Source organism: Nonomuraea sp. CA-143628, from assembly GCF_050942315.1.
In the GTDB taxonomy this organism is placed as follows: domain Bacteria; phylum Actinomycetota; class Actinomycetes; order Streptosporangiales; family Streptosporangiaceae; genus Nonomuraea.
Window position 1 is genome coordinate 3,122,515 of the sequence record NZ_CP192072.1, and the last position, 20,131, is coordinate 3,142,645.

Annotated in this window: 20 protein-coding genes; 12 read left to right on the forward strand and 8 right to left on the reverse strand. The window is 70.1% G+C overall.

The window, feature by feature from the left end:
- Positions 1–55 precede the first annotated feature (55 nt).
- Both ACQP2T_RS14620 and ACQP2T_RS14625 read left to right on the forward strand, forming a co-directional pair.
- Positions 56–436, forward strand: a complete 381-nt coding sequence (locus ACQP2T_RS14620; protein ID WP_433516692.1) for an acyl-CoA thioesterase — start codon at positions 56–58, stop codon at positions 434–436.
- Positions 433–1,623, forward strand: coding sequence for an MFS transporter (locus ACQP2T_RS14625; protein ID WP_433516693.1), 1,191 nt, complete (start codon positions 433–435; stop codon positions 1,621–1,623). Before ACQP2T_RS14620 ends, ACQP2T_RS14625 begins: the two co-directional genes overlap by 4 nt.
- A 42-nt stretch (positions 1,624–1,665) precedes the next feature.
- Here ACQP2T_RS14625 and ACQP2T_RS14630 read toward each other — a convergent pair whose 3' ends face one another.
- The 4 genes from ACQP2T_RS14630 to ACQP2T_RS14645 all read right to left on the reverse strand — a co-directional run bounded on the left by ACQP2T_RS14630 (position 1,666) and on the right by ACQP2T_RS14645 (position 5,289).
- The gene (locus ACQP2T_RS14630; RefSeq protein WP_433516694.1) at positions 1,666–3,174 is read right to left on the reverse strand and encodes a glycoside hydrolase family 13 protein; all 1,509 of its coding nucleotides are present in this window, start codon (positions 3,172–3,174) and stop codon (positions 1,666–1,668) included.
- A gap of 16 nt (positions 3,175–3,190) precedes the next feature.
- A complete protein-coding gene (locus ACQP2T_RS14635) occupies positions 3,191–3,571 on the reverse strand; it encodes a globin (protein WP_357953563.1) in 381 nt (126 codons plus the stop codon).
- A gap of 9 nt (positions 3,572–3,580) precedes the next feature.
- Positions 3,581–4,510: a mechanosensitive ion channel family protein gene (locus ACQP2T_RS14640; protein WP_433516695.1), complete on the reverse strand. Its 930-nt coding sequence runs from the start codon at positions 4,508–4,510 to the stop codon at positions 3,581–3,583.
- 494 nt (positions 4,511–5,004) lie between these two features.
- On the reverse strand, positions 5,005–5,289 hold the full coding sequence (locus tag ACQP2T_RS14645) for a hypothetical protein (protein WP_433516696.1): 285 nt from the start codon (positions 5,287–5,289) through the stop codon (positions 5,005–5,007).
- A gap of 302 nt (positions 5,290–5,591) precedes the next feature.
- Between ACQP2T_RS14645 and ACQP2T_RS14650 the strand changes: the two genes are divergently transcribed.
- The 7 genes from ACQP2T_RS14650 to ACQP2T_RS14680 all read left to right on the forward strand — a co-directional run bounded on the left by ACQP2T_RS14650 (position 5,592) and on the right by ACQP2T_RS14680 (position 13,185).
- Positions 5,592–7,118 (forward strand): XRE family transcriptional regulator, encoded by a 1,527-nt coding sequence (locus ACQP2T_RS14650; RefSeq protein ID WP_433516697.1) that lies wholly within the window; start codon positions 5,592–5,594, stop codon positions 7,116–7,118.
- Complete coding sequence (locus ACQP2T_RS14655; RefSeq protein WP_433516698.1) at positions 7,115–7,636, forward strand: GNAT family N-acetyltransferase; 522 nt, start codon at positions 7,115–7,117, stop codon at positions 7,634–7,636. The genes ACQP2T_RS14650 and ACQP2T_RS14655 overlap by 4 nt, the downstream gene beginning before the upstream one ends.
- 227 nt (positions 7,637–7,863) lie before the next feature.
- Positions 7,864–9,108, forward strand: coding sequence for a DMT family transporter (locus ACQP2T_RS14660; RefSeq protein ID WP_433516699.1), 1,245 nt, complete (start codon positions 7,864–7,866; stop codon positions 9,106–9,108).
- A 197-nt stretch (positions 9,109–9,305) separates the two neighbouring features.
- Positions 9,306–11,030, forward strand: a complete 1,725-nt coding sequence (locus tag ACQP2T_RS14665; protein ID WP_433516700.1) for a tetratricopeptide repeat protein — start codon at positions 9,306–9,308, stop codon at positions 11,028–11,030.
- Between the two features lie 78 nt (positions 11,031–11,108).
- On the forward strand, positions 11,109–11,564 hold the full coding sequence (locus ACQP2T_RS14670; protein ID WP_433516701.1) for a hypothetical protein: 456 nt from the start codon (positions 11,109–11,111) through the stop codon (positions 11,562–11,564).
- Positions 11,565–11,637: 73 nt separating this feature from the next.
- Entirely contained in the window at positions 11,638–12,420 is a 783-nt protein-coding gene (locus ACQP2T_RS14675) for a hypothetical protein (RefSeq protein WP_433516702.1), read from the forward strand.
- A gap of 21 nt (positions 12,421–12,441) precedes the next feature.
- Positions 12,442–13,185, forward strand: a complete 744-nt coding sequence (locus ACQP2T_RS14680) for an MBL fold metallo-hydrolase (protein ID WP_433516703.1) — start codon at positions 12,442–12,444, stop codon at positions 13,183–13,185.
- A 51-nt stretch (positions 13,186–13,236) separates the two neighbouring features.
- Here the strand turns inward: ACQP2T_RS14680 and ACQP2T_RS14685 are convergent, their stop codons facing one another.
- From ACQP2T_RS14685 to ACQP2T_RS14695, 3 genes are read right to left on the reverse strand one after another with little or no spacing between them, the layout of a single operon-like run.
- On the reverse strand, positions 13,237–13,692 hold the full coding sequence (locus ACQP2T_RS14685) for an NUDIX hydrolase (RefSeq protein WP_433516704.1): 456 nt from the start codon (positions 13,690–13,692) through the stop codon (positions 13,237–13,239).
- Positions 13,693–13,718: 26 nt separating this feature from the next.
- A complete protein-coding gene (locus ACQP2T_RS14690) occupies positions 13,719–14,351 on the reverse strand; it encodes a DUF47 domain-containing protein (protein WP_433516705.1) in 633 nt (210 codons plus the stop codon).
- Positions 14,348–15,286: an anion permease gene (locus ACQP2T_RS14695; RefSeq protein WP_433516706.1), complete on the reverse strand. Its 939-nt coding sequence runs from the start codon at positions 15,284–15,286 to the stop codon at positions 14,348–14,350. Before ACQP2T_RS14695 ends, ACQP2T_RS14690 begins: the two co-directional genes overlap by 4 nt.
- A gap of 158 nt (positions 15,287–15,444) precedes the next feature.
- Here ACQP2T_RS14695 and purU point away from each other — a divergent pair, with 158 nt between their 5' ends.
- Complete coding sequence (gene purU, locus ACQP2T_RS14700) at positions 15,445–16,296, forward strand: formyltetrahydrofolate deformylase (RefSeq protein ID WP_433516707.1); 852 nt, start codon at positions 15,445–15,447, stop codon at positions 16,294–16,296.
- A gap of 83 nt (positions 16,297–16,379) precedes the next feature.
- Here the strand turns inward: purU and ACQP2T_RS14705 are convergent, their stop codons facing one another.
- Positions 16,380–18,437 (reverse strand): prolyl oligopeptidase family serine peptidase, encoded by a 2,058-nt coding sequence (locus ACQP2T_RS14705; protein WP_433516708.1) that lies wholly within the window; start codon positions 18,435–18,437, stop codon positions 16,380–16,382.
- Positions 18,438–18,715: 278 nt separating this feature from the next.
- Between ACQP2T_RS14705 and ACQP2T_RS14710 the strand changes: the two genes are divergently transcribed.
- Positions 18,716–19,225, forward strand: coding sequence for an HNH endonuclease (locus ACQP2T_RS14710; RefSeq protein WP_225292546.1), 510 nt, complete (start codon positions 18,716–18,718; stop codon positions 19,223–19,225).
- A gap of 78 nt (positions 19,226–19,303) precedes the next feature.
- Positions 19,304–20,125, forward strand: a complete 822-nt coding sequence (locus ACQP2T_RS14715; protein ID WP_433516709.1) for a GNAT family N-acetyltransferase — start codon at positions 19,304–19,306, stop codon at positions 20,123–20,125.
- Positions 20,126–20,131 lie beyond the last annotated feature (6 nt).

Below are 20,131 nucleotides of genomic sequence, written 5' to 3' on the forward strand. Positions count from 1 at the left end.
TACGGTGGCCTGCGTGGTTGAACATTCCCTAGCCCAGCGGCATATCTTCCCCCGAATGGTGAGATTTGCGGACATCGACTCACTTGGGCATGTGAACAACGTCCGCTTCTTCGACTATCTGGAGGACGCCCGGCTGGGGATGCTCCACATCGATCCGTACAAGTCGGGTGACGCCCCCTTCAAAGGGCTCGTCGTCTCCCGGCACGAGATCGACTACCTGCGCCCGCTCGGCTTCCGGCCCGAGCCGGTCCGGGTGGAGACCTGGGTGACCGAGATCAGGCCGGTCCGGTTCACGCTGGAGTACGAGATCCGCGACGACGAGGAGCTGTTCGTCCGGGCCACCTCGGTGATCGTCGCCTACGACGTCGAACGTGCCGCGCCGCGCAGGCTCACCTCCGACGAACTCGGCTACCTGCGGCGGTTCATGTCGGCATGAAGCGCTGGCTGATGCTCGGTCTGGGGGTCAACGCGCACGCCTGCGTCACGCTGGGGCTGTTCGGCCTGCCGCTCGTCATGCCGGATATCCAGCGATATTTCGGTGTCTCGCTGCCGGTCGCCGGGGTCATCGGCAACGCTCCCGGCTTCGGCATCCTGCTGTCCCTGGTCGCCTGGGGCATGCTGGCCGACCGGCGGGGCGAGCGGCTGGTGCTCGGCGTCGGCGTCGGGCTGGCCGCCGTACTGTTCGCGGCTCTGGCCTTCGTGACCGAGATCTGGGCGGTGGTCCCGCTGCTCGCCCTGGCCGGGGCCATGGGGTCGGCGGCCATGGTCGGCGGCGGCCGGATCGTGCTGCGCTGGTTCGAGCCGCCGGAGCGCGGCGTCGCGATGGGCCTGCGCCAGGTCTCCTACACCCTCGGCATGGCCGTCGCCGCGTTCGTCCTGCCGCCGATCGCGCGGGCCCACGGCATCTCGGGGGTGTTCATCGTCTGCGCCGGAGTCAGCCTGCTCGCCGCCGTCCTGGCCGCCCTCTTCCTGGCCGAGCCGCCGCACGCGATCTCGGGCGCGCGTACGGCACCGGCCGCCTCGCCGTACCGGCAGCCCGCGCTCTGGCGGGTGCACGCGACCAGCGCGCTGCACGTGGTGCCCCAGATCGTCGTCAGCACGTACGGCGTGGCCTGCCTGGTCGGCGTCTACGGCTGGGACGGCGTACGGGCGGGGCAGCTCTTCGGCGTGGCGGCGATCGGCGGCGCGGCGGTGCGCATCGCGGTCGGCCGCTGGTCCGACCGGAGCGGCCTGCGGATGGCGCCGCTGCGGCTGCTGACGTTCGGCTCGCTGGCCGTGCTGGCCCTGCTCGTGCTGGGCGCGGTCACCGAGTCGTGGCTCGGCCCGGCCATGCTGGCGCTGGCCGCGGTGATCACCGTGGCGGGGAACGGGCTCGCCTACCTCTCGGCGGGCGAGCTCGCCGGCCCCGGATGGGCGGGGCGGGTGCTGGGCACCCACAACACCATCCAGAACGTCGTGTCCCTGGGCGTCACGCCGCTGGCCGGACTGCTGATCACGGCCACGGGCTACTGGGCCGGGTTCGCGGCGGGACTGGCGTGCGCGCTGATCTCGCTGCCCGTCATCCCCACCCGTGGCGAGCGGCACGCCACCGCGGAGCCGGAGGCGACCCAGCCGTCATCCTGACGGACGCCACCAGTTCCGGCCGTCAGGATGAAGCACGCCTGCTCAGGATGACGTACGCAGCCAGACGGCGGTGTCGGGCGGCAGCAGGTCGCCGTCGAGCGGCCCGCTGGGCAGCAGGACCTCGTTGTGCGACGGCAGCCGCACCGGCTCGGTGCCGCAGTTGAGTGCGCAGATCAAGGATCCGCGGGTGAAGAAGAGCGCGCCTTCGGGGGAGTCCAGCCACTCCAGCGTGTAGGGCAGCGATCCCACCAGCTCGCGGCGGCAGGCCAGGGCCCGGCGGTAGAAGGACAGCGTCGATCCCGGATCGGCGGCCTGGGAGGCCGCGTTGAACGCCCCGAACGCGGCCGGCTGCGGCAGCCACGGCGCCACCCCGTCGGGGGAGAACCCGTACGACCCGCCGTCGGCCGACCACGGCAGCGGCACCCGGCAGCCGTCGCGGCCGACCAGTTCGCCCTTCGACTGGATGAAGACCGGGTCCTGCCGCGCCTCCGGGGGAAGATCCTCCACCTCAGGGAGTCCAAGTTCCTCCCCCTGGTAGAGATATGCCGACCCGGGGAGGGCCAGCATCGTGAGCAACGCCGCCTTGGCCCGCATCAGACCCGTGCCCGGATCGGCGGTGTCGTAGCGGGTGCGGTGCCGTACGACATCGTGGTTGGACAGCACCCACGTGGCGAACGGGACCGCGGCCAGCGTGTCGTCGATGACCTTCTTGAACGCGGTCGGTGACCAGGGCGCCTGCAGCCAGGCGAAGTTGAAGCTCTGCTGCAACTCGTCGGGGCGCACGTAGAGCGCCAGATCCTCGGAGCTGTCCGTCCACACCTCGCCCACCGCCATGCGCTCGCCGGGATAGCCGTCGAGCAGCTTGCGCCAGGACCGGTAGACCTCGTGCACCTCCGGCTGGCCCCAGATCGGGGAGACCGATTTGAACGACTGGTCCTGGATGTCGGGCAGCCCCCACGCCTTGTACAGGCCCATCGCCACGTCGATGCGGAACCCGTCGACGCCCCGGTCGAGCCAGAACCGCAGGATGTCGAGGAACTCCCGGTGGATCTCTGGGTTGCGCCAGTTGAAGTCCGGCTGGGCGGGGGCGAACAGATGCAGGTAATACTGCCCGTCCGGCAGCCTCGTCCAGGCCGGGCCGCCGAAGGTGGACTGCCAGTTGTTCGGCTCGGCACGGAAGAGGTAGCGGTCGCGGTGCTCGCCGCGCAGCGCGGCCTGGAACCAGGGGTGCTCCGAGGAGCTGTGGTTGGGCACGACGTCCACGAGGACCCTCAGCCCGAGCCGGTGCGCGTCGGCGACCAGCGACTCGAAGTCGTCCAGCGTCCCGAACAGCGGGTCGACGCCGCGGTAGTCGGCCACGTCGTAGCCGCCGTCGGCCATCGGCGAGGGATAGAAGGGGGTCAGCCAGATCGCGTCGACCCCGAGCTCCGCCAGGTACGGCAGCCGTTCGCGCACTCCGGCCAGATCGCCGACGCCGTCTCCTGAGGCGTCGGCGAAGCTGCGGACATAAATCTCGTAGACGACGGCATCACGCCACCAGGGGATGTCCATGGGGCGGTCATGCCCGCTATGTCGGAGAGTTCACCATGCTGTGCGCCGCGTAGACCAGGTAGTCCCAGAGCTTGGTCTCCTGCTCCTGCGGCAGCTCCAGCGACTCGACCGCGTCACGCATGTGCCGCAGCCAGGCGTCGCGCTCGGCCTCGCCGATGACGAACGGGTTGTGCCGCATCCGCAGCCGCGGGTGCCCGCGCTCCTGGCTGTAGGTGGTGGGGCCACCCCAGTATTGGATGAGGAACCCCCGCAACCGGTCTTCGGCCCCGGTGAGGTCTTCCTCGGGGTAGAGCGGGAGCAGCAGCGGATCCTGCGCGATCCCCTCATAGAAGCGGTGTACGAGTCGCCGGAAGGTCTCCTCGCCGCCGACGGCCTCGTAAAAGGAGGTTTCAGTCACCGTACAAGCCTATGCGGTGGCGACCATGGGGATGCCCGCGGCGTCGAGCGCGGACTTGACCTGGAGCCTGAGCTCCCGCGCGACCTGCGCCTGCTTGGACGGCAGCGTCTTGGCGGAGATCCGGAACACCACCGAGCTGTCGGACAGCTGCTCCACGCCGAACACGGAGGGCTCCTCCACGATGAGCGTCTCGCGGAAGTCGGTGTCGGCCCAGATCTCCTCGGCCACATGCTCCAGGATGGCCCGGACCGTGGTGACGTCGGTGTTCCAGGCGACGGGGACGTCGAGGTAGGCCCGCGACCAGCCCTGCGACTCGTTGCCGACCCGGGTGATGGTGCCGTTGCGGACGTACCAGACGCGGCCGTCGGCGTCACGCAGCCTGGTGACGCGCAGGGTGACCGCCTCGACGGTGCCGACCGCGGCGCCCGCGTCGATCACGTCGCCCACGCCGTACTGGTCCTCCAGCAGCATGAACATGCCCGCGATGAAGTCCTTGACCAGCTCCTGCGCGCCGAAGCCGATCGCCACGCCGAGGATGCCGACGCTGGTGAGCAGGGGAGCGATGGGGATCGTCAGCCGGTCGAGCACGGTCAGCACGGCGGTGCCCATGATGACGATCGAGGCGATGTGCTGGAGCACCGAGCCCATCGTCTCGGCGCGTTGCTTGCGGCGCTCGTGGAGCAGGGCGTCGATGCCCTCGGTCGCGGCGCCGGACCTTCGGAACCGGCCGGTGATCGAGCCGCCGGTGGCGGCGCGGCTGACCACCCGGGTGATCAGGCGCTTGGCGATGTTCCGCACGACGAGGGCGAGCATCAGGATCAGGATGACCGTGATGAGCGTGGCGATGAGCGGGGCGAGGAAATCCACCGGGATCAAGGTTTGCAGGAACCCGCAGATGACCTTGTCCTGCCCACAGACCTCACCCACATCGCTGATCATCTTCAACGGGTCCAGGGGACTCGGTGGAGGAGTGGTAGGCGTTGCCAGCAGGAACACTGGTTGGGTCCCCTTCCGGAAGCGGTTCGGTCGACGGACTTTTCGAGCGGAACGCTCAAAAAGATACCGCCGACCGAACCGGCCGCAGTCACATCACGCCGGGGAAGACGGGGACATCAGGCCCCTTGGGCCGCGGAGGGCGAGGCCTGACGCTCCGGTGACGTACGGCTCGGCTGGGACACACACCCGGAAGCATGTCCCAAGCCGTTTCCGGGAGGGGTCCCCCGAACACCCTCCAGGCGGACCTGGAGGGCATCTCCTGTGTACGGCTGGCTGGCCGTACAAGCACGAGTCCCGCGAGAAGCGGAACCGGCGGGATGGCCAGAGCCCCTGCGGTGTGCAGGAGACCCTCCGCACCGACCACCCCGCCGGCTCCGAGAAGCCGCCATGGATGCGGTGAGCCGTGGTGGCTGCGCTCCACCCGGACCACCGCGTCATCATTCCCCCACGGCGGCGAGCACGCGTGCGACCTTGGTCGCCGCACCAGCCGGGTCATCGGCCGTATGCATGCGCTCACCCCAGGACCAGCAGTACCACCAGTCCGGAAACTCGGCGACCGCAGTGGGCCGGCAGGTGACGCTCTCGGTCAGGCTGGTCGCGTTCGGGTTGATCACCCGGACGAACACCCGCCCGTTCTGGGTCCGAACCACTCGTGCGAGCAATCCACGAGCGTCGAGTTCCGACACCAAACGCTCCAGGTGCCCGAAGTTGTCGTCCCCCACCTTTCGTCCCTCCCTTGAATCGTTGCTGGTGGGCCAAAGATGACTCAAGTCAACGGACTGCGCAACGCGAGGTTTCTGCTCACGGGGCGCCGGTTCTCACTCATGGGTGATAAGAAACAGTCCGCCGGAGGACGATCCTTAACCGGAACCTCCAAGAAGGCGTTTCCAACCCTTCATCAATGCGCCATAGTCATTGGTAGGCGCAGCGCGACCTTAACGCTACGCTCAGTTAGCAGTTTCGGACCGGCGGGACTTGCGTGAGAGGGGCCGGGATGTCCGGCAGGCAGCACAGAGAGACGGAGATGGCGCGGCGGATCCGGGCCAGAGGGCTCGCGGCCGGGCGCACCTCCGCTCAGATCGCTGAGGAGATCCACGAGCACTGTGGACCCCAGTTCGGCACGACCAGGATCAAGGGACATCGCCTCTCGCACGGCATCGCCCTGGCCGACGTCATCGAGCAGGTCAGGGCCCTGTTCGAGCGCGACGGCAAGACCCAGCCCGGCATCGGCGAAACCCTGCTGTCCGCCTACGAGAGCGGGCTCAAACGGCCGGGCCCCGAATATCTCCACTACCTCTGCACGGTCTACCGGGTCGAGCCGGGCGCCCTCGGCTATGAGGGCCCGTGCATCTGCGGCCACGGCCACCGGATGCCCGGGGTGGTCGCCGCCGACGTCAAGGAGCGGCTCCCCGCCGCGAGCCCGCAGCGCGAGCTGCTGGTGCCGCCGGAGAAGACGACGCCGGCCCCCTCCGACGAGGAGGACGAGAACATCCTGCGCCGCACGCTCCTGAACATGCTGTCCAAGGGCCCCCAGGCAGGCCAGTTCGAGGGCCCGGTGCTGGGCGCCTGCGAGGGCATCAGGCGGCGTATGGACGCCATGCTGGTGTCGGCCACCGTCTCTCCCGCCATGCTCGACCAGTGGGAGGAGGCCACGCTGGCCTTCGGGCGCCAATACACCACCACCGCGCCACTGCGGCTGCTGTGCGACGTGCTGCTCGAACTCAGCGCCGTCCACAGCGCCATGTCCTGCCGCCAGCCCATCGACCTGCAGGAGCGCCTGTGCCGCATGGCCGCGCAGCTGTCCGGGCTGAGCGGCATGATCATGATCAACCTAGGCGACCACCGGCTGGCCCGCTCCTTCTTCCGCACCGGCCGCACGGCCGCCGACGAGACCGGCGACCGCGCGCTGCGCGCCTGGGTGACGGCCCGCGAGGCGCTCGTCCCGCTCTACTACGGCGACGCCCGCGAGGCGCTTAACCTGGCCAAGAAGAGCCGCGACCTGGCCGGCCAGACACCGTGCGCCGCGCAGGCCATGGCGCCGGTCGTCGAGGCCCGCGCGCTGGCGATGATCTCGGGCGTCGACAGTAAGAAGGAGGTCGTCGACCAGGCCAAACGCGCTCTGGCGCGGGCCAGGAACGCTTTCTCGCACATGAAATCGCACGAGCGTGAGGACATGGCCTTCGGTTACACCGAACGGCAGCTCTACTTCTACCAGGGCGACGTGCTCACGAAGCTCGGACAGACCCTCGAAGCCGAGGTGGTGCTCGACCAGGCACTCGACAAATATCAGGATCACATCATCGACCAGACGCTGATCAGGCTGGATCGCGCACAGTGCCGCCTGATCGAGGGGGACGTCGATGAGGCCATCGTCATGGGCAGGGCGGCGATGCGCCTGCTCGGCCCCGAATACCGCACCGATTTCATCATGCGCCCGGCTGTCGCGCTCGCACAGGCGATCAGGGCGCGCGACGCGAATCATCCCGACCTGGCCGCGTTCTTCGAGGAACTGCGTCCTTCTGAGCTGGCCACCGGGGAAGGGAGTGCATGAAGCTGAAGATCCGACGTTATCGTTGGTCTGACCTCGACACCATCCTCGCCCTGCACCGGATCTCCCTCGCCGAGGTGGGTCTGGCGCCGGGCGACGGTGTTTACTACGACGACGACTTCCCCCGCATCCAGGAGCTCTACCTGGCGTGCGGCGGTGACTTCCTCGTCGGCGAGCTCGGCTCGCGGGTCGTGGCCATGGGCGGCCTGAGACCCATCGACTCGCAGACGGCCGAGGTGTGCCGGCTGCGGGTCCATCCGGGCTTCCAGCGGCGCGGGTTCGGCGCCACCATGCTGGGAGCCTTGGAGAAACGGGCGGTGGAGCTGGGATTCCACCACGTTCGCGGAGACACGACGCTCAACCAGGGGGCCGCCCTGGCGCTGTACGAGCGCCATGGCTGGCGGGAGATCGCCCGGCGGCAGGTCGGCGACCTCGTCGTCGTCTATGGCGAGAAGAGCCTTGTGCCGGAGGAGGGCGACCTCCAGCGGGTCGCCGAGTCGGCCGACGCGCTCGAATCGTAGTGCCATAACCCTGTGCCTGCCCGGGCCGAAGTGCGCGGGCAGGCACACTCCGTAGTCGCGCGGCCGTTCCGGGCGAGCGGATGTGACGGAAATGGTGCCCCAGGGACTCCTGCGGATAGGGATGTACGCACCCGCGGGTGAGGCTCGTTCCTCTCGGTGGTAGAGGAACATCACCGGCTGCTGCCTGTACACCGATGGCTGCTGATTGTAGTGAGATGCTTTTTGGCATGGCCGTTGTGCCCGCTCCCCGGCCCCTCCTGGGAGCCGTGCTCCTGTTGTTCGTCAGCGCCGCCTGGGGGTCGGCGTTCCCGCTGATGAAAGATCTCATCCTCCGGTTACCCGTCGAGGACCTGCTCGCCGAGCGCTATCTCCTCGCGGCGCTCACCCTCCTCCTGCTCCGGCCGCGCAGCCTCCGGCGCCTGCCGCGGGGGACCTGGGTCAACGGGGTCATCCTGGGGGTCATGTTCGGCGTCGGGCAGTGCGCCCAGGCCATCGCGCTCGACAGTCTCCCGTCGGCGGTCTCGGGGTTCGCCGTCGGGTGCAACGTGGTCATCACCCCGATCCTGGCCCTGGTGGTGTTCCGGGCCAAGGTGCTCTGCCGGGTCTGGGTGGGCGTGGGACTCGCCTTGGCCGGCATGACGGTATTCACGTTGATGCGCGGCACGGAGGACCGGGAGATCTCCTTGCTCGCTCTCGGGGTGACGCTCGGTGCCGCCGCTCTCTACTCCGGTCACACGCTGTTGCTCTCCCGGCTCTCGGGCGGCGAGAAGGTCTTCGACGCCTACGCGCTCACCGTCATCCAGCTCGCCACGATCGGCGCCATGGCCGGTGTGCTGGCCGTGCGCGACGGGTTCGCGGTGCCGGCCACCCTGTCCGACTGGGGGATACTCGCCCACCTCTCCGTCGTCTCGTGCGCTCTGGGCTTCCTGGCCCGCTCGTACGGTCAGGCGCACGTGCCGGCCATCCCCAGCGCCGTGTTGATGTCGTCCCAGCCACTCTGGGTGACGGCGATCGCGGTGATCTGGTTCCACGAGCAGGTGGGCCTGAGCATGATCGTGGGCGGCGGGCTGATGGCGGCCGCGATGCTGCTGGCCGTGCCCGGCAGGGGCTCGCCGCGAGAGGTGGGTGACCGGGCCCTGGTCGTGGTGACCAGGAGGGCCAGGAGGGTGCTGGCCGACCTGAAGATCAAGCGGGACGATCCGCTGAAGCTGGAGCGGCGCGCCGTGTCATACCCCGCCAAGACCGCCTGTGCGCGCCCCGAGGCGTGCCCGTGGAACGACGCGCACAAGGGGGCGAGGGAGCCCAGTCTCGATCGGTTGATCGAGCAGGCCACCAACATCGTCCGAGCGAAGAACCTTTCCCACGACGGCTGCCCGTCGGATGGGCTCGTCGGCCGTTGTTTGTGCGCGTTGGTCGAGGAATCTGGACAGAAGAGGTCGGTGTCAATCTCCCGCTGGTTTCGGTCCCAATAGGCCACTAATCACCGTCAAAAAACCAGAGGTTCTTATTGATTGACTGCTCACTTATTCGCCAGAAATCTTGATATTCGCTGAAGTGTCCGATAGTGGTGAATCAACCTAAAAGTGGAGAGGTTCATCATGAAGCGCATCGTCGTCCGCAAGCCTGGCACCGCGAGGCTCGCCGGGACCTCCAGCGTCATACATAAGGGGTGATCGAGGGGAGATCCCATCTCAGGGCTCAGGGGGCCCCGCCCGACCGATGGGAGGCCGTACACCTGCTGATGCCGGTGATCGACGGGCACAGACGGCCCCTGGGCCCCTACACCGTCGGATCCGCGCTGCTGCACCACCTGGTCCCCGCCGCCTTGGACAGCTCCAAGGAGCTCGTGGCGGCCCATGACATCGAGATCCGAGCAGTGGCACCCGGTCTGTGCGACCGGGTGCCCCTCCGCAGGATGGCCCTGGACGCGGGGCTGTCCGAAGACGAGCGCATTCTGGTGCCCGCGCCGCGCCGCTCACTGCGGCTGGCCAACGGGATCGCGGAGTTCGTCCGCGCGGTGGTGCCGCCCGGCCGCACGCTGGCGGTGTGCAACGCCGACGCGGCCGATCCCACCGACGCCGAACTGCTCGACGTGCTGATGCGCAGGATCCCGCCGGACATCCTGACGATCATGGTCTACTCCGGCGGGCCGGAGCCTCCCGAGGATTCGCGCGATGCCGAGGAGCTGTGGGAGCTCGTCGACCGCTGCACGAGGGAGGGCTTCCTGCACGCGCTGGTCGAGCTGGGCCAGCTCGGCCTCACGCGCACCGAGCCCGGCAGCCACCGGTGGTGGCTCTTCGCGCAGCGCACCGCGACCGCGCTCGGCGCGCTCGGCCAGACGCTCGAGGCCCGCGTGCTGTGGGAGGCCGCCCGCCGCTCCAGCCAGGACCCCGCCGTCCACTCCGCCAGCGCGTACGGCACCGCCATGCTCGACGCCCGCCACCCTGACGCCGCCCAGCGCGACCTGGGCCGGGCCACGGGCTGGATCAACCAGGCGATAGCCATCTCCAGCCTGCTGCCCGACCCCATGGAACGCGCCTTCAAACTCGGCTTCGACCGCAACGGGCTCGCGCTGATCGAGCTGCGCCAGGGCCGTCCCGAGGCCGCGCTCTCGCTGGTGGACTCCGCCCTCGACCTGGCCCGCGAGCTGGGTGAGCGGCACCCGGTGCACCGGATGGTGCTGCTGGCCAACCGCGCCCAGCTGCTGGCCTCGCTCGGGCGGGTCAAGGAGGCGCTGGAGGAGTACGGGGCGGCCATCGCGATCGACCCGATGTTCCCCGACTACTACCTCGACCGGGGCAACCTGCTCTTCCGGCTCGGGCGGCACGAGGAGGCGCTGGCCGACTACGAGTGGGCGATGCGGGCCGGGCCGCCGCTGCCCGAGGCGTACTACAACCGGGCCGAGCTGCGCGTCGTACGCGACGACCTCGACGGCGCCCTCATGGACCTCGGCCGGGTGATCGAGCTGGACCCGGACTACCTCGACGCCTACATCAACCGGGCGGGCCTGCTGGCCATGCTGGAGCGGGACGAGGAGGCCAGGGCCGATGTGACGGTCGGGCTCGGTCAGTCGCCGGGCAACCCGTACCTGCTGGTCGTGCTGGGCCAGCTGGAGACCGCGGCCGGCCGGTTGGGCGAGGCCCGCCGGGCGCTGGACCTGGCGGTTGGCGCGGCTCCCGAGCTGGCGTCGGCCTGGGGCAACCGCGGCGTGCTGCGGTACGAGTCGGGGGACTGGGTGGGCGCGCTGGCCGACCTGACGCAGGCCATCACGCTCGAACCCCAGCAGCCGACCCTCTACGACAACCGCGCCGTGGTCCATCGGGCCCTCGGCCACCCGGCCGAGGCGGCGGCCGACGACGAGCGCGCGGCCCGTCTCCGGTCGGCCAGCGTGTAGGGCATCGGCGGTCATGTAGAGCATGGGGCAGCATGTTGGGCATCGGCGCTTTCGCAGAGCATCGGCCAGTATGTAGGGATGCCGAAGCAACGGGCGGCCAGGGCGGCGGCGGTCTACGCGGCCCTGGGCGTTCTCTGGTGGGCCACCGCCCGTATCGGATGGACGGCCGTCGGCTGTGAGGCGTGGAACTGCCTGCCTCCGGCGCTGGGCACCCTCCTGGTGATCACCGTGGGCACGTTCGCCCTGTCGGCCGTGGTGCTCAACCGGGTGGAGGTACGCCCAGGCTTCCGCGTCGCCTTTGTGACGGCCGCCATGCTGATGGTGATCAGGGTGGCGGGTGAGGTGCTTCCGTCCTCGTCGTCCAGGTTCGCCCACGTGGTGATGTCGGCGGTGGCGTTCGCGTTGGCGGGTGCCGTGGCGGCCTTCGCGACGGACACGGAGGTCGCCAAGGGCAGGCGGCTGCTCGTGTCGCTCGGCGTCCCGGCTCTGGTGCTCGTCGCGATCGTGGTGGCCTGGTGGTGGCGCGGGCCCTGATCCGGCGACCCGCCGGGCGCGGAGTGGCACGAAGGGCGCTGGCAGAGCCCCTCCTACGGCTACGGTTGGACCCGTGGCCTTTGACGAGCTGTTGCGCGACCTCCAGGAAGGAGCCAGCGCTCAGGCGGCGGGCATCAGGCGCGGCTATGGCGGCCCGCCCGCCCGCGCGGTGAGCGTCCGCTCCGGCCTGGCCCGGCTGCGCTGCGCCTCGCTGCTCAAGCCGCTGTACGCGTGGGTGGCGGCCGCGCACATCCCCGACGCCGAGCGCTGGCGTCGCCACGCGGAGCCGGCGGTGGTCGTCTCGTCCAACGCCGACACGCTCAACCTCTGGCTCGCGGTCGGGCCGCGGGTCATCCTGGACGACATCTACCAGCGCACGGGCGTCGTCTGGGCGCCGCCCAACGGGGATCCGTCGCGCTTCGGCTCGGTCGAGGTGGCGGCCGACGAGGTCGCCACCGCCTACGCGGCGCTCGCCCAGACCGCCGCCGCCGGCGACCCGGTGGCGGGCACGGTCCTCGACTGGATGCGCCAGGTCTCGGGCCAGCAGGCGTTCGGCGCCCGCGAGGCGCTCAGCTCGCCGGAGGCCGGGATCAAGTGCGGCTGGTACGGCGCGCCGGACGAGAGCTGCCTGCGCACCCATGCCGTGGCCGTGCTTCCCAGGGGCGGCACCCGGGCGACGGTCGTGGTGGGGATGACGGCGCAGCCCTACACCGACCCGGGGGAGCGGGAGAACTACCTGACTCGGGTGACCGAAGGGCTGCCGGTGGAGGGCGAGCACGAGAAGGTGGCGGGCGAGCTGCTGCGCGGGCTGATGCTGGCCACGCTGACGGAGCTGGGCCACCGTTACCCGTCCTGAGCCCGCTATATTTCCCTTTTTATGGTGAGAATCACGGTGCTGGGCGGCTGCGGGGCATGGCCGGCGGCCGGGCAGGCGTGCAGCGGCTACCTGGTCGAGCACGACGGGTTCCGGGTGCTGATCGATCCCGGCTACGCCACCCTGCCCAGGCTGCTGATGTCGACGGCGGCCGAGGAGATCGACGCCGTGCTGGTCACGCATGGCCACCCTGACCACTGCGCCGACCTGAATCCCCTCCTGCGGGCCCGCGCCCTGGGTGACGCGCCGCCGGCCGCGCTGCCGGTGTACGCGCCGCCTGAGGCCCTCACCGCCGTGCTCGCGCTGGACAAGGCCCGCATGCTGGCCGGCAGTTTCGAGTCGTACGACCTGGCTCCCGGCAAGCCGTACGAGATCGGGCCCTTCCGTCTGGACACCTGGTCGCTCCCGCACCATGTGCCCAACGCGGGACTCCGGCTGACCGGCGGCGGCCGGGTGGTCGCGTACACGGGAGACACCGGGCCCGCCCCCGAGCTGGCCGAGCTGGCCCGGGACGCCGACGTGCTGCTGGCCGAGGCGACCTATCCCGAACAGGTGCCCGACGAGGACGCGCCCTACCTGTCGAGCGCCCTCGACGCGGGTCGTACGGCGGCTCGCGCCGGTGTGGCCCGGCTGGTGCTCACCCACCTGTGGCCGGACACCCCGCCCGAGCCCGCGCTGGCGGCGGCCGCCCGGACGTATGACGGCGAGCTGGCCGTGGCCACAGGTGGCCTCACGCTGGACCTCTGATCGCGAGTGAGGCCGCCGGTGGCTCTACGAGGCTGGACCTGAGGCCGTGCGTCAGGCCGGTCCCGTCAGCTTGGCGATCACCGCGGCCAGCTCGGGCGGCTCGACTTCGTGCGGCAGCTCGTCGGCGGCGAACCACCGGTAACCGAGGTAGGCCCGAGCCTCCTCGTCCGTGAGCTCGCCCGGGTCCACCTCGGGGGCCTTCCTGGGGAAGCGGGCCAGGTAGAAGGGCTCGGTCTTCACGTACCGCACACCGAGCCAGGTGAAGTCCCGATGGACGGGCACCCACTGATCGCGTACGGCCAACCCCGGCAGGCCGGTCTCCTCGGTCAGCTCCCGGGCGGCCGCCTCCAGGGGCGTCTCGCCGGGGTCGATCCCGCCACCCGGCGGCTCCCAGATCGCCTCGCCGCTGACGTGGTCATGCCATCGCACGAGCAGCACCCGGCCCTCGGCGTCCACGCAGACCACCCGCGCGGCCGGACGGTCACTGCTGATCTGGTGGGACTCCACGCGGCCTCCTCACGCACGTACCGTGGTCAGCGTTTCATGGAACCGTCGGCGATGGCGTCGGCGGCCTCGCCGATGGCCATGCCGACGATCTCCAGGCGGCGCACCAGCTCGCGTTGCTTCATCGCGTCGGAGGTCAGCTCGCCCGAGAAGATGCGGGCGATCTCGTACTGGTACATGCGCCTGATGGACCGGCCGGTCTTCTTCGCCTCCAGCGCGTCATGGAGCACGGCCGAGGGGCGCGAGGCGAGGTCGCGGACGGCGTTCTCCAGGGCGTCGATGCCGTCGATGACTTGGTCGAGCAGCGGCGCGAAGCGGAGCTGGTCCGGCACCCGATACAGGTGCGACTCGCGCACGAAGTCGCGCAGTGAGTCCAGGACGTCGTCGATCGAGCGGGAGAGGCGGTAGAGGTCCTCTCGGTCGATCGGGGTGACCAGGGCCGACTTGAGCTCCTCCACCAGGGTGCGCCGCTCCTGGTCACCGAGGTGCTCGATCACCCGCATCTTCTCGTGGGCGCCCGTCCGGCCCACCTCCCCGCCGATCATGGCCATCGCCAGCCAGGCGCCCTCCTTGGTCGCCGCCAGCTGACCGAGCAGGGCCTCGGTGAGCGCGCTGTCCATGCGTCCGGACAGCAGCGCCTGGGCCCTTCGCAACCGCTTCATGCCGTCACCCCCCTCACCGCGTACGACGCGAGCGCGGCCACCAGCGCGCTCATCGGAAGCGTCAGCACCCAGGCGACGACGATCTTGACGGCGGCGTGCCAGCGGACCCGGCCGGCACCCTGTGCCACCCCGGCGCCGATCAGTCCGCCGGCGATGGCCTGTGTCATGCTCACCGGCATACCCAGGGCCGAGCTGCCGATCACCGCGAGGCCCGAGGCCAGTTCGGCCGTCACGCCGTGCAGGGGGCGGAAGACGATGAGCTCCCGGCCCAGCGTGCGTCCCGCCTTGGGCAGGCCGTACACGGTGCCGAACCCGAACAGCACCGCCACCAGCGAGGTGTAGGGGAGCGGCGCGTTCGAGAAGCCACCCGCGACCATCAGGACGGCCAGCACCTTCTGGCCGTCGTTGGCCGAGTAGGCGACGGTCTGCAGCAGGAAGCCCGCCCAGTGCCAGCGTGGGAGCCCCGCGCCGGTCGTCACCAGGAGCAGCAGCCGGATCACCACCCAGCCCAGCAGCCCGCCCACGACGGGCGCGGCCAGGGCGAAGGCCAGCACCTGGGCGACCGACCCGGCCGAGACCGGCAGCCCCCAGCCCAGCCCGGCCCCGGTGAGGCCGCCGACGACGGCCAGGGTGAGGCTGGTCGGCAGGCCCTTCGCGCTCAGCGCCAGGACCACGCTCAGCGCGGCGACCACCGCGACCGACATCGCGATCTTCGCGCCCGGCCCCTGGAAGGTGGCCAGCCGGGTCACGAACGTCCGCGCGACCTGATGGGTCACCAGCGGCACCAACGCCATCAGCACCACCAGGGTGAGGGTGCCGACCGCCGGACGGATCGCGGGCAGTTTGAGCCCGGTCGCGAGCAGGGCGCCGCCGTCGTTCATCCCGGACACGAACGCGAACACACAGGCGATCGCGATCAGTACGGAAGCATCCAAAGGCGGGCACTCCATCCATTCGGGTCGGTCTAGCGGGGGAGGCGCTCCATGTGCGCTGCCCGCCGGCCGTACGGCGATGTGGGGTCCGCCGCTGAGAGGTAGTCTGCCCAGGTCAACCCGAAGCCACCCGGTGATCTCCTGCCCGCGAGAGTGAAACTATGAGCTCTGCCGAATACATCCTGACTTTGTCCTGCCCCGACCGGCCCGGTGTCGTGGCCGCCGTATCGGGCCTGCTGGCCGGACACGGATGCAACATCATCGAGAGTCAGCAGTTCGGGGACCAGGAGGCGCAGCGCTTCTTCATGCGGGTCCAGTTCGCGGCGCCGCTGCCGGAGGACGAGCTGCGCGCGGCCTTCGCCGCCCTGGCGCCGGAGTTCGGCATGGAGATCAAGCTGCGCGACGTGGCCAGGAAGCCGCGGGTGCTGATCATGGTCAGCAAGTTCGACCACTGCCTCAACGATCTGCTCTACCGGGTGCGCGCCAAGGCCCTGGACATCGAGATCGTCGCCGTCGCGTCCAACCACCCCGACCTGCGGCCCCTGACGCAGTCGTACGGCATCGACTACCACCACCTGCCCGTCACCCCCGAGACCAAGGCCCGGCAGGAGGCGGAGGTGCTGGCGCTGGTCGAGCACTACCAGGTGGAGCTGGTGGTGCTGGCGCGCTACATGCAGGTGCTGTCGGAGGACCTCTGCGAGAAGCTGGCGGGCCGGGCGATCAACATCCACCACTCGTTCCTGCCGTCGTTCAAGGGCGCCAGGCCCTACCACCAAGCACATGACCGGGGCGTCAAGCTGATCGGCGCGACGGCGCACTATGTCACGTCCAACCTGGACGAGGGGCCGATCATCGAGCAGGAGGTGGCCCGGGTGAACCACAGTCACTCCCCGGCGGACCTGGTGGCGATCGGGCGGGACGTGGAGTGCGTGGCGCTGGCCAGGGCCGTCAAGTGGCACGCCGAGCAGCGGGTGCTGCTCGACGGCCACCGGACGGTCATCTTCCCCCGCTGACGCTCCTGTTTTCGGCTATAGGCCTGTTTCGGCTATAGGCCTGTTTCGGCTATAGGCCTGTTTCGGCTACCGGCCTGTAGCGGCTACAGGCCGGTGTGCCGGGCCAGGAAGGTCAGCGTGTCAGCGGACAGATCGACCGACCTGCTGATCGAACGGGCGCCATGGCCCACCTCGGTCTCGTTGCGCAGCACGATCGGCCCCTCACCCGTGGACGCGTGCTGCAGCGCCGCGCACATCTTCCACGCGTGCAGCGGGTGTACGCGCGTGTCCGACTGGAAGACCGTGAACAGCGTCGCGGGGTACGCCACACCCTCGCGGACCTGGTGATACGGCGAATAGGCCGACAACCAGCCGAACCCCTCGGGGTCGGCGGCCGAGCCGTACTCGACGTTCCAGGTCGCCCCCAGCCCGAACTGCTCGTAACGGATCATGTCCAGCAGCGGCGCGGAGCAGACGACGGCCGAGTACAGCTCGGGACGCTGCGTCAGCGCCGCGCCCACCAGCAGCCCGCCGTTGGAGCCGCCGGAGATGGCCAGCTGCTCGGACGTCGTCACGCCGGTCGCGATGAGGTGCTCGGCCGCGGCGTGGAAGTCGTCGAAGACGTTCTGCTTGTTGCCGAGCATGCCGGCGCGGTGCCAGTCCTCGCCCTCCTCGCCGCCGCCGCGCAGGTTGGCGATCACGTAGACGCCGCCCGCCTCCACCCAGGCGAGCACCGAGGCGGAGTAGCCGGGGGTCATGGACAGCCCGAAGCCGCCGTAGCCGTACAGGATGGTCGGGCGCGGCCCTTCGCCGTCGACCGGCGAGATGACCAGCATGCGGACGTCGGTGCCGTCCTTGGACTGATAGACGACCTGGGACGTACGCACCGGCGGCACGTCCACCACGCCCGGTGAGGCGGCCCAGAGCGTGGTCTCGCCGGTCCTGGCGTCGTAGCGCTGGATGGTCGGCGGCGTGGTGTTGTCGGTGTAGCCGAACCACGCCTCGTGGCCGCCCTCGGGACGCTCGGAGATGCCGCCGATCGAGCCGAGGCCGGGGGCCGGCACCTCGCCGATCCGCTCGCCGGTGGCCAGGTCGTGCACCGTGATCTCGCTGATCGCGTGGCGGGTCCAGCCCACCAGCATGACCGGGCGCTCAAGGTCGTCGAGGATCGCGAAGTCGGACAGCACCGCTTCGGAGTCCTCCGGGATCAGGTCGCGCCAGTTGTCGACGCCGGGCGTCTCCGGGTCGGTGACGCAGATCCGGACGCGCGGCGCGTCACGGTCGGTGTGGACGTACAGCCTGCCGTCGCGGCCGAACGAGAGCCCCGTCTGGGCGTCCACACCCTCCTGCACGACCTGGAGGTCAGGGCTGTCAGGCGGGGACGCGGTCAGGTCGGCCACCCACAGGTCGTTGCGCGGCGCCGTGCCCTCACTGGCGGAGATCTGGAGCCAGCGGCCGTCACGGGAGACCGAGACGCCGTAGTAGTTGGTCATCTTCAGGCCCTCGCCGAAGATCATCACGTCGTCCTCGGTGGACGTGCCGACGCGGTGCAGGTAGACGCGGCGGTGGAACTGCGACTCGCCCTCCGGCAGCTCCGTGCTCGGCAGACGGCGTACGTAGTAGAACGCCTCGCCGCCCGGCAGCCACGCGATGGGCGAGTAGCGGCACCGGTCGATCGGGCCCTCGACCCGGACGCCGGTGGCCACGTCCATGACGTAGAGGACCGACTCCTCGTTGCCGCCCACCGAGATCTGGTAGGCGAGCAGGCGGCCCTCCTTGTCGGGCTGGACGGCGTCGAGCGTGGTCAGGCCCGACGGGTCGATGGCCATGGGATCGATCAGGACCCGCTCGGTGCCGCCATCCTTTTCGGCGACGTAGTAGACCGCGTGCTCCTGGTCCGGCGTGCGGCGGCTGAAGAAGTGGCGGTCGCCGCGCCACGCGGGCACCCCCACGGAGCCCGACCTGAGCAGCTCGGCGATGCGGTCCCCGAACCGCTGCGGCTTGCTCTGCCGCTTGAACAGGTCGGCCTGCGCGAGCAGCCATCCCTGCGTCTCCGGGCTGTCGGGATCCTCAAGCCAGCGATAGGGGTCCGCGACGGGAGTGTTGTGCAAAATCTCGGCGCTTTCCTCGCGGCGTGCTGTGGGGTAAGGCTCTCGCGTCATGCCCGAACCCTACTGCCAAGCAGGGCGCGTAAAGCCCTGGTGAAGTGGGCATAAAACGTACCGTGCGTCCCTCTGGTCATTCCGGCTGGGGGTTATGGGGTGGCGGGGACCACGCGGTAAACGCCAGACTTGGTGACAGGACGGTGCCGTGGTGACCATCCGCTGGGCCGTCCGGCGGAGGTCCACGTGACGGAAGCACCAGTGCCCCAGGAGGGGCCGACAGCCGGGACATGCCACGGCATGTCCCCCTTGATACCCATGCAGCAGGGAGAGGCCCGATGACGCGCCAAGTCCTGCTGCTCAACGCTACTTACGAGCCACTCACCACTCTGTCGCTGCACCGAGCCATCGTGCTCGTGCTGCGGGAGAAGGCCGACATCGTCCATCGTGACGGCGGGGGCGCGGTCCTGCGCTCCGCGACGTGCACGCTGGAGGTGCCCTCGGTGGTCCGGCTGCGCAGATACGTCCGTATTCCCTACCGGTCTCGCATCCCCCTGACCAGGGCCGCGCTCATGCGGCGCGACGACTACCGCTGTGCCTACTGCGGCCTGCGGGCCGAGACCATCGACCATGTCATCCCCCGGTCCAGGGGTGGCGCCCACACCTGGGAGAACTGCGTCGCCTCGTGCACGCCGTGCAACCACAGGAAGGCCGACAAGTTCCTGGAGGAGCTGGGGTGGACGCTGCGCGTCGCCCCGGCGGTGCCACGGGGCGCTCACTGGCGGCTCATCGGCGCCTCGCTCGTCGGCGATCCCCAATGGGCGCCCTACCTGGAAGCGGCTGCCTGACCTTCGGGCCCGGATCCCTGGGATCCGGGCCCGAAATGTCTTTGTCGTGCTTCACGGCTCCTGGCAGGATTCCAGGGCATGTGGACCTTCACCGCCGACGTCGAGGAGTACGCGAGCGCCGCTGAGGCGTTCCTGCTCGCCGACCCCGTGGGCAACACGGTGCCGCTGACGGTGCTGGCCAACATCCGCGCCGGGATGCCCGCCGGTGACGCCTCCTTCGGCTGGTGGACCACCGACGGCGAAGTCCGGGGGGCGGCCTTCCGCACGCCGCCGCTTCCGATGGCCCTGGCCCGCATGCCGGTCGAGTCCATCGCGTCCCTGGTCACGGCGTGGCGGGGCGAGATCACAGAGGTCCGGGGCCCGCTGGAGCTGACCGGCGCGCTCTCCGAGGTGCTCGGCGAGCCCCGCTCCGTGCTGTCGGAGCGCCTCTACCGCCTCGGCACCCTGGTCGTCCCCGACACGGCCGGCCACGGCCGCCTGGCGGGTGTCGCCGACTTTCCCCTGCTGGTCGCCTGGTTCCAGGCGTTCGGCGAGGAGGTGGGCCTGGGCATGGGGGATCCCGTCCAGCAGGTCCAGCACCGGCTGGCCGGGCGGCAGCTGTTCATGTGGGAGGCGGACGGGGTCCCGGTGTCGATGGCCGCCCTGTCGCCCGCGGCGGGCGGCGTCTGCCGCATCGGGCCGGTGTACACGCCGCCGTCCTGCCGCAGACAGGGGTACGGCGCCGCCGTCACCGCGTTCGCCAGCCGGGTGGCGCTGGAGACGCGCTGTGAGCAGGTGGTGCTCTTCGCCGACCTGGCCAATCCGACGAGCAACGCCATCTACCGGTCGATCGGCTACGAGCCCGTCCACGACTACGCCCAGGTGACCTTCGGACCTTTGCCGAAGCCTGGTTTGCCGTAGTCTTGG

Coding starts and splice junctions, on each gene's coding strand:
- ACQP2T_RS14620 (WP_433516692.1), top strand. CDS start 56: ATGGTGAGATTTGCGGACATCGACTCACTTGGGCATGTGAACAACGTC.
- ACQP2T_RS14625 (WP_433516693.1), top strand. CDS start 433: ATGAAGCGCTGGCTGATGCTCGGTCTGGGGGTCAACGCGCACGCCTGC.
- ACQP2T_RS14630 (WP_433516694.1), bottom strand. CDS start 3,174: ATGGACATCCCCTGGTGGCGTGATGCCGTCGTCTACGAGATTTATGTC.
- ACQP2T_RS14640 (WP_433516695.1), bottom strand. CDS start 4,510: ATGATCAGCGATGTGGGTGAGGTCTGTGGGCAGGACAAGGTCATCTGC.
- ACQP2T_RS14650 (WP_433516697.1), top strand. CDS start 5,592: ATGGCGCGGCGGATCCGGGCCAGAGGGCTCGCGGCCGGGCGCACCTCC.
- ACQP2T_RS14655 (WP_433516698.1), top strand. CDS start 7,115: ATGAAGCTGAAGATCCGACGTTATCGTTGGTCTGACCTCGACACCATC.
- ACQP2T_RS14660 (WP_433516699.1), top strand. CDS start 7,864: ATGGCCGTTGTGCCCGCTCCCCGGCCCCTCCTGGGAGCCGTGCTCCTG.
- ACQP2T_RS14670 (WP_433516701.1), top strand. CDS start 11,109: ATGCCGAAGCAACGGGCGGCCAGGGCGGCGGCGGTCTACGCGGCCCTG.
- ACQP2T_RS14680 (WP_433516703.1), top strand. CDS start 12,442: ATGGTGAGAATCACGGTGCTGGGCGGCTGCGGGGCATGGCCGGCGGCC.
- ACQP2T_RS14690 (WP_433516705.1), bottom strand. CDS start 14,351: ATGAAGCGGTTGCGAAGGGCCCAGGCGCTGCTGTCCGGACGCATGGAC.
- purU (WP_433516707.1), top strand. CDS start 15,445: ATGAGCTCTGCCGAATACATCCTGACTTTGTCCTGCCCCGACCGGCCC.
- ACQP2T_RS14705 (WP_433516708.1), bottom strand. CDS start 18,437: ATGACGCGAGAGCCTTACCCCACAGCACGCCGCGAGGAAAGCGCCGAG.
- ACQP2T_RS14710 (WP_225292546.1), top strand. CDS start 18,716: ATGACGCGCCAAGTCCTGCTGCTCAACGCTACTTACGAGCCACTCACC.
- ACQP2T_RS14715 (WP_433516709.1), top strand. CDS start 19,304: ATGTGGACCTTCACCGCCGACGTCGAGGAGTACGCGAGCGCCGCTGAG.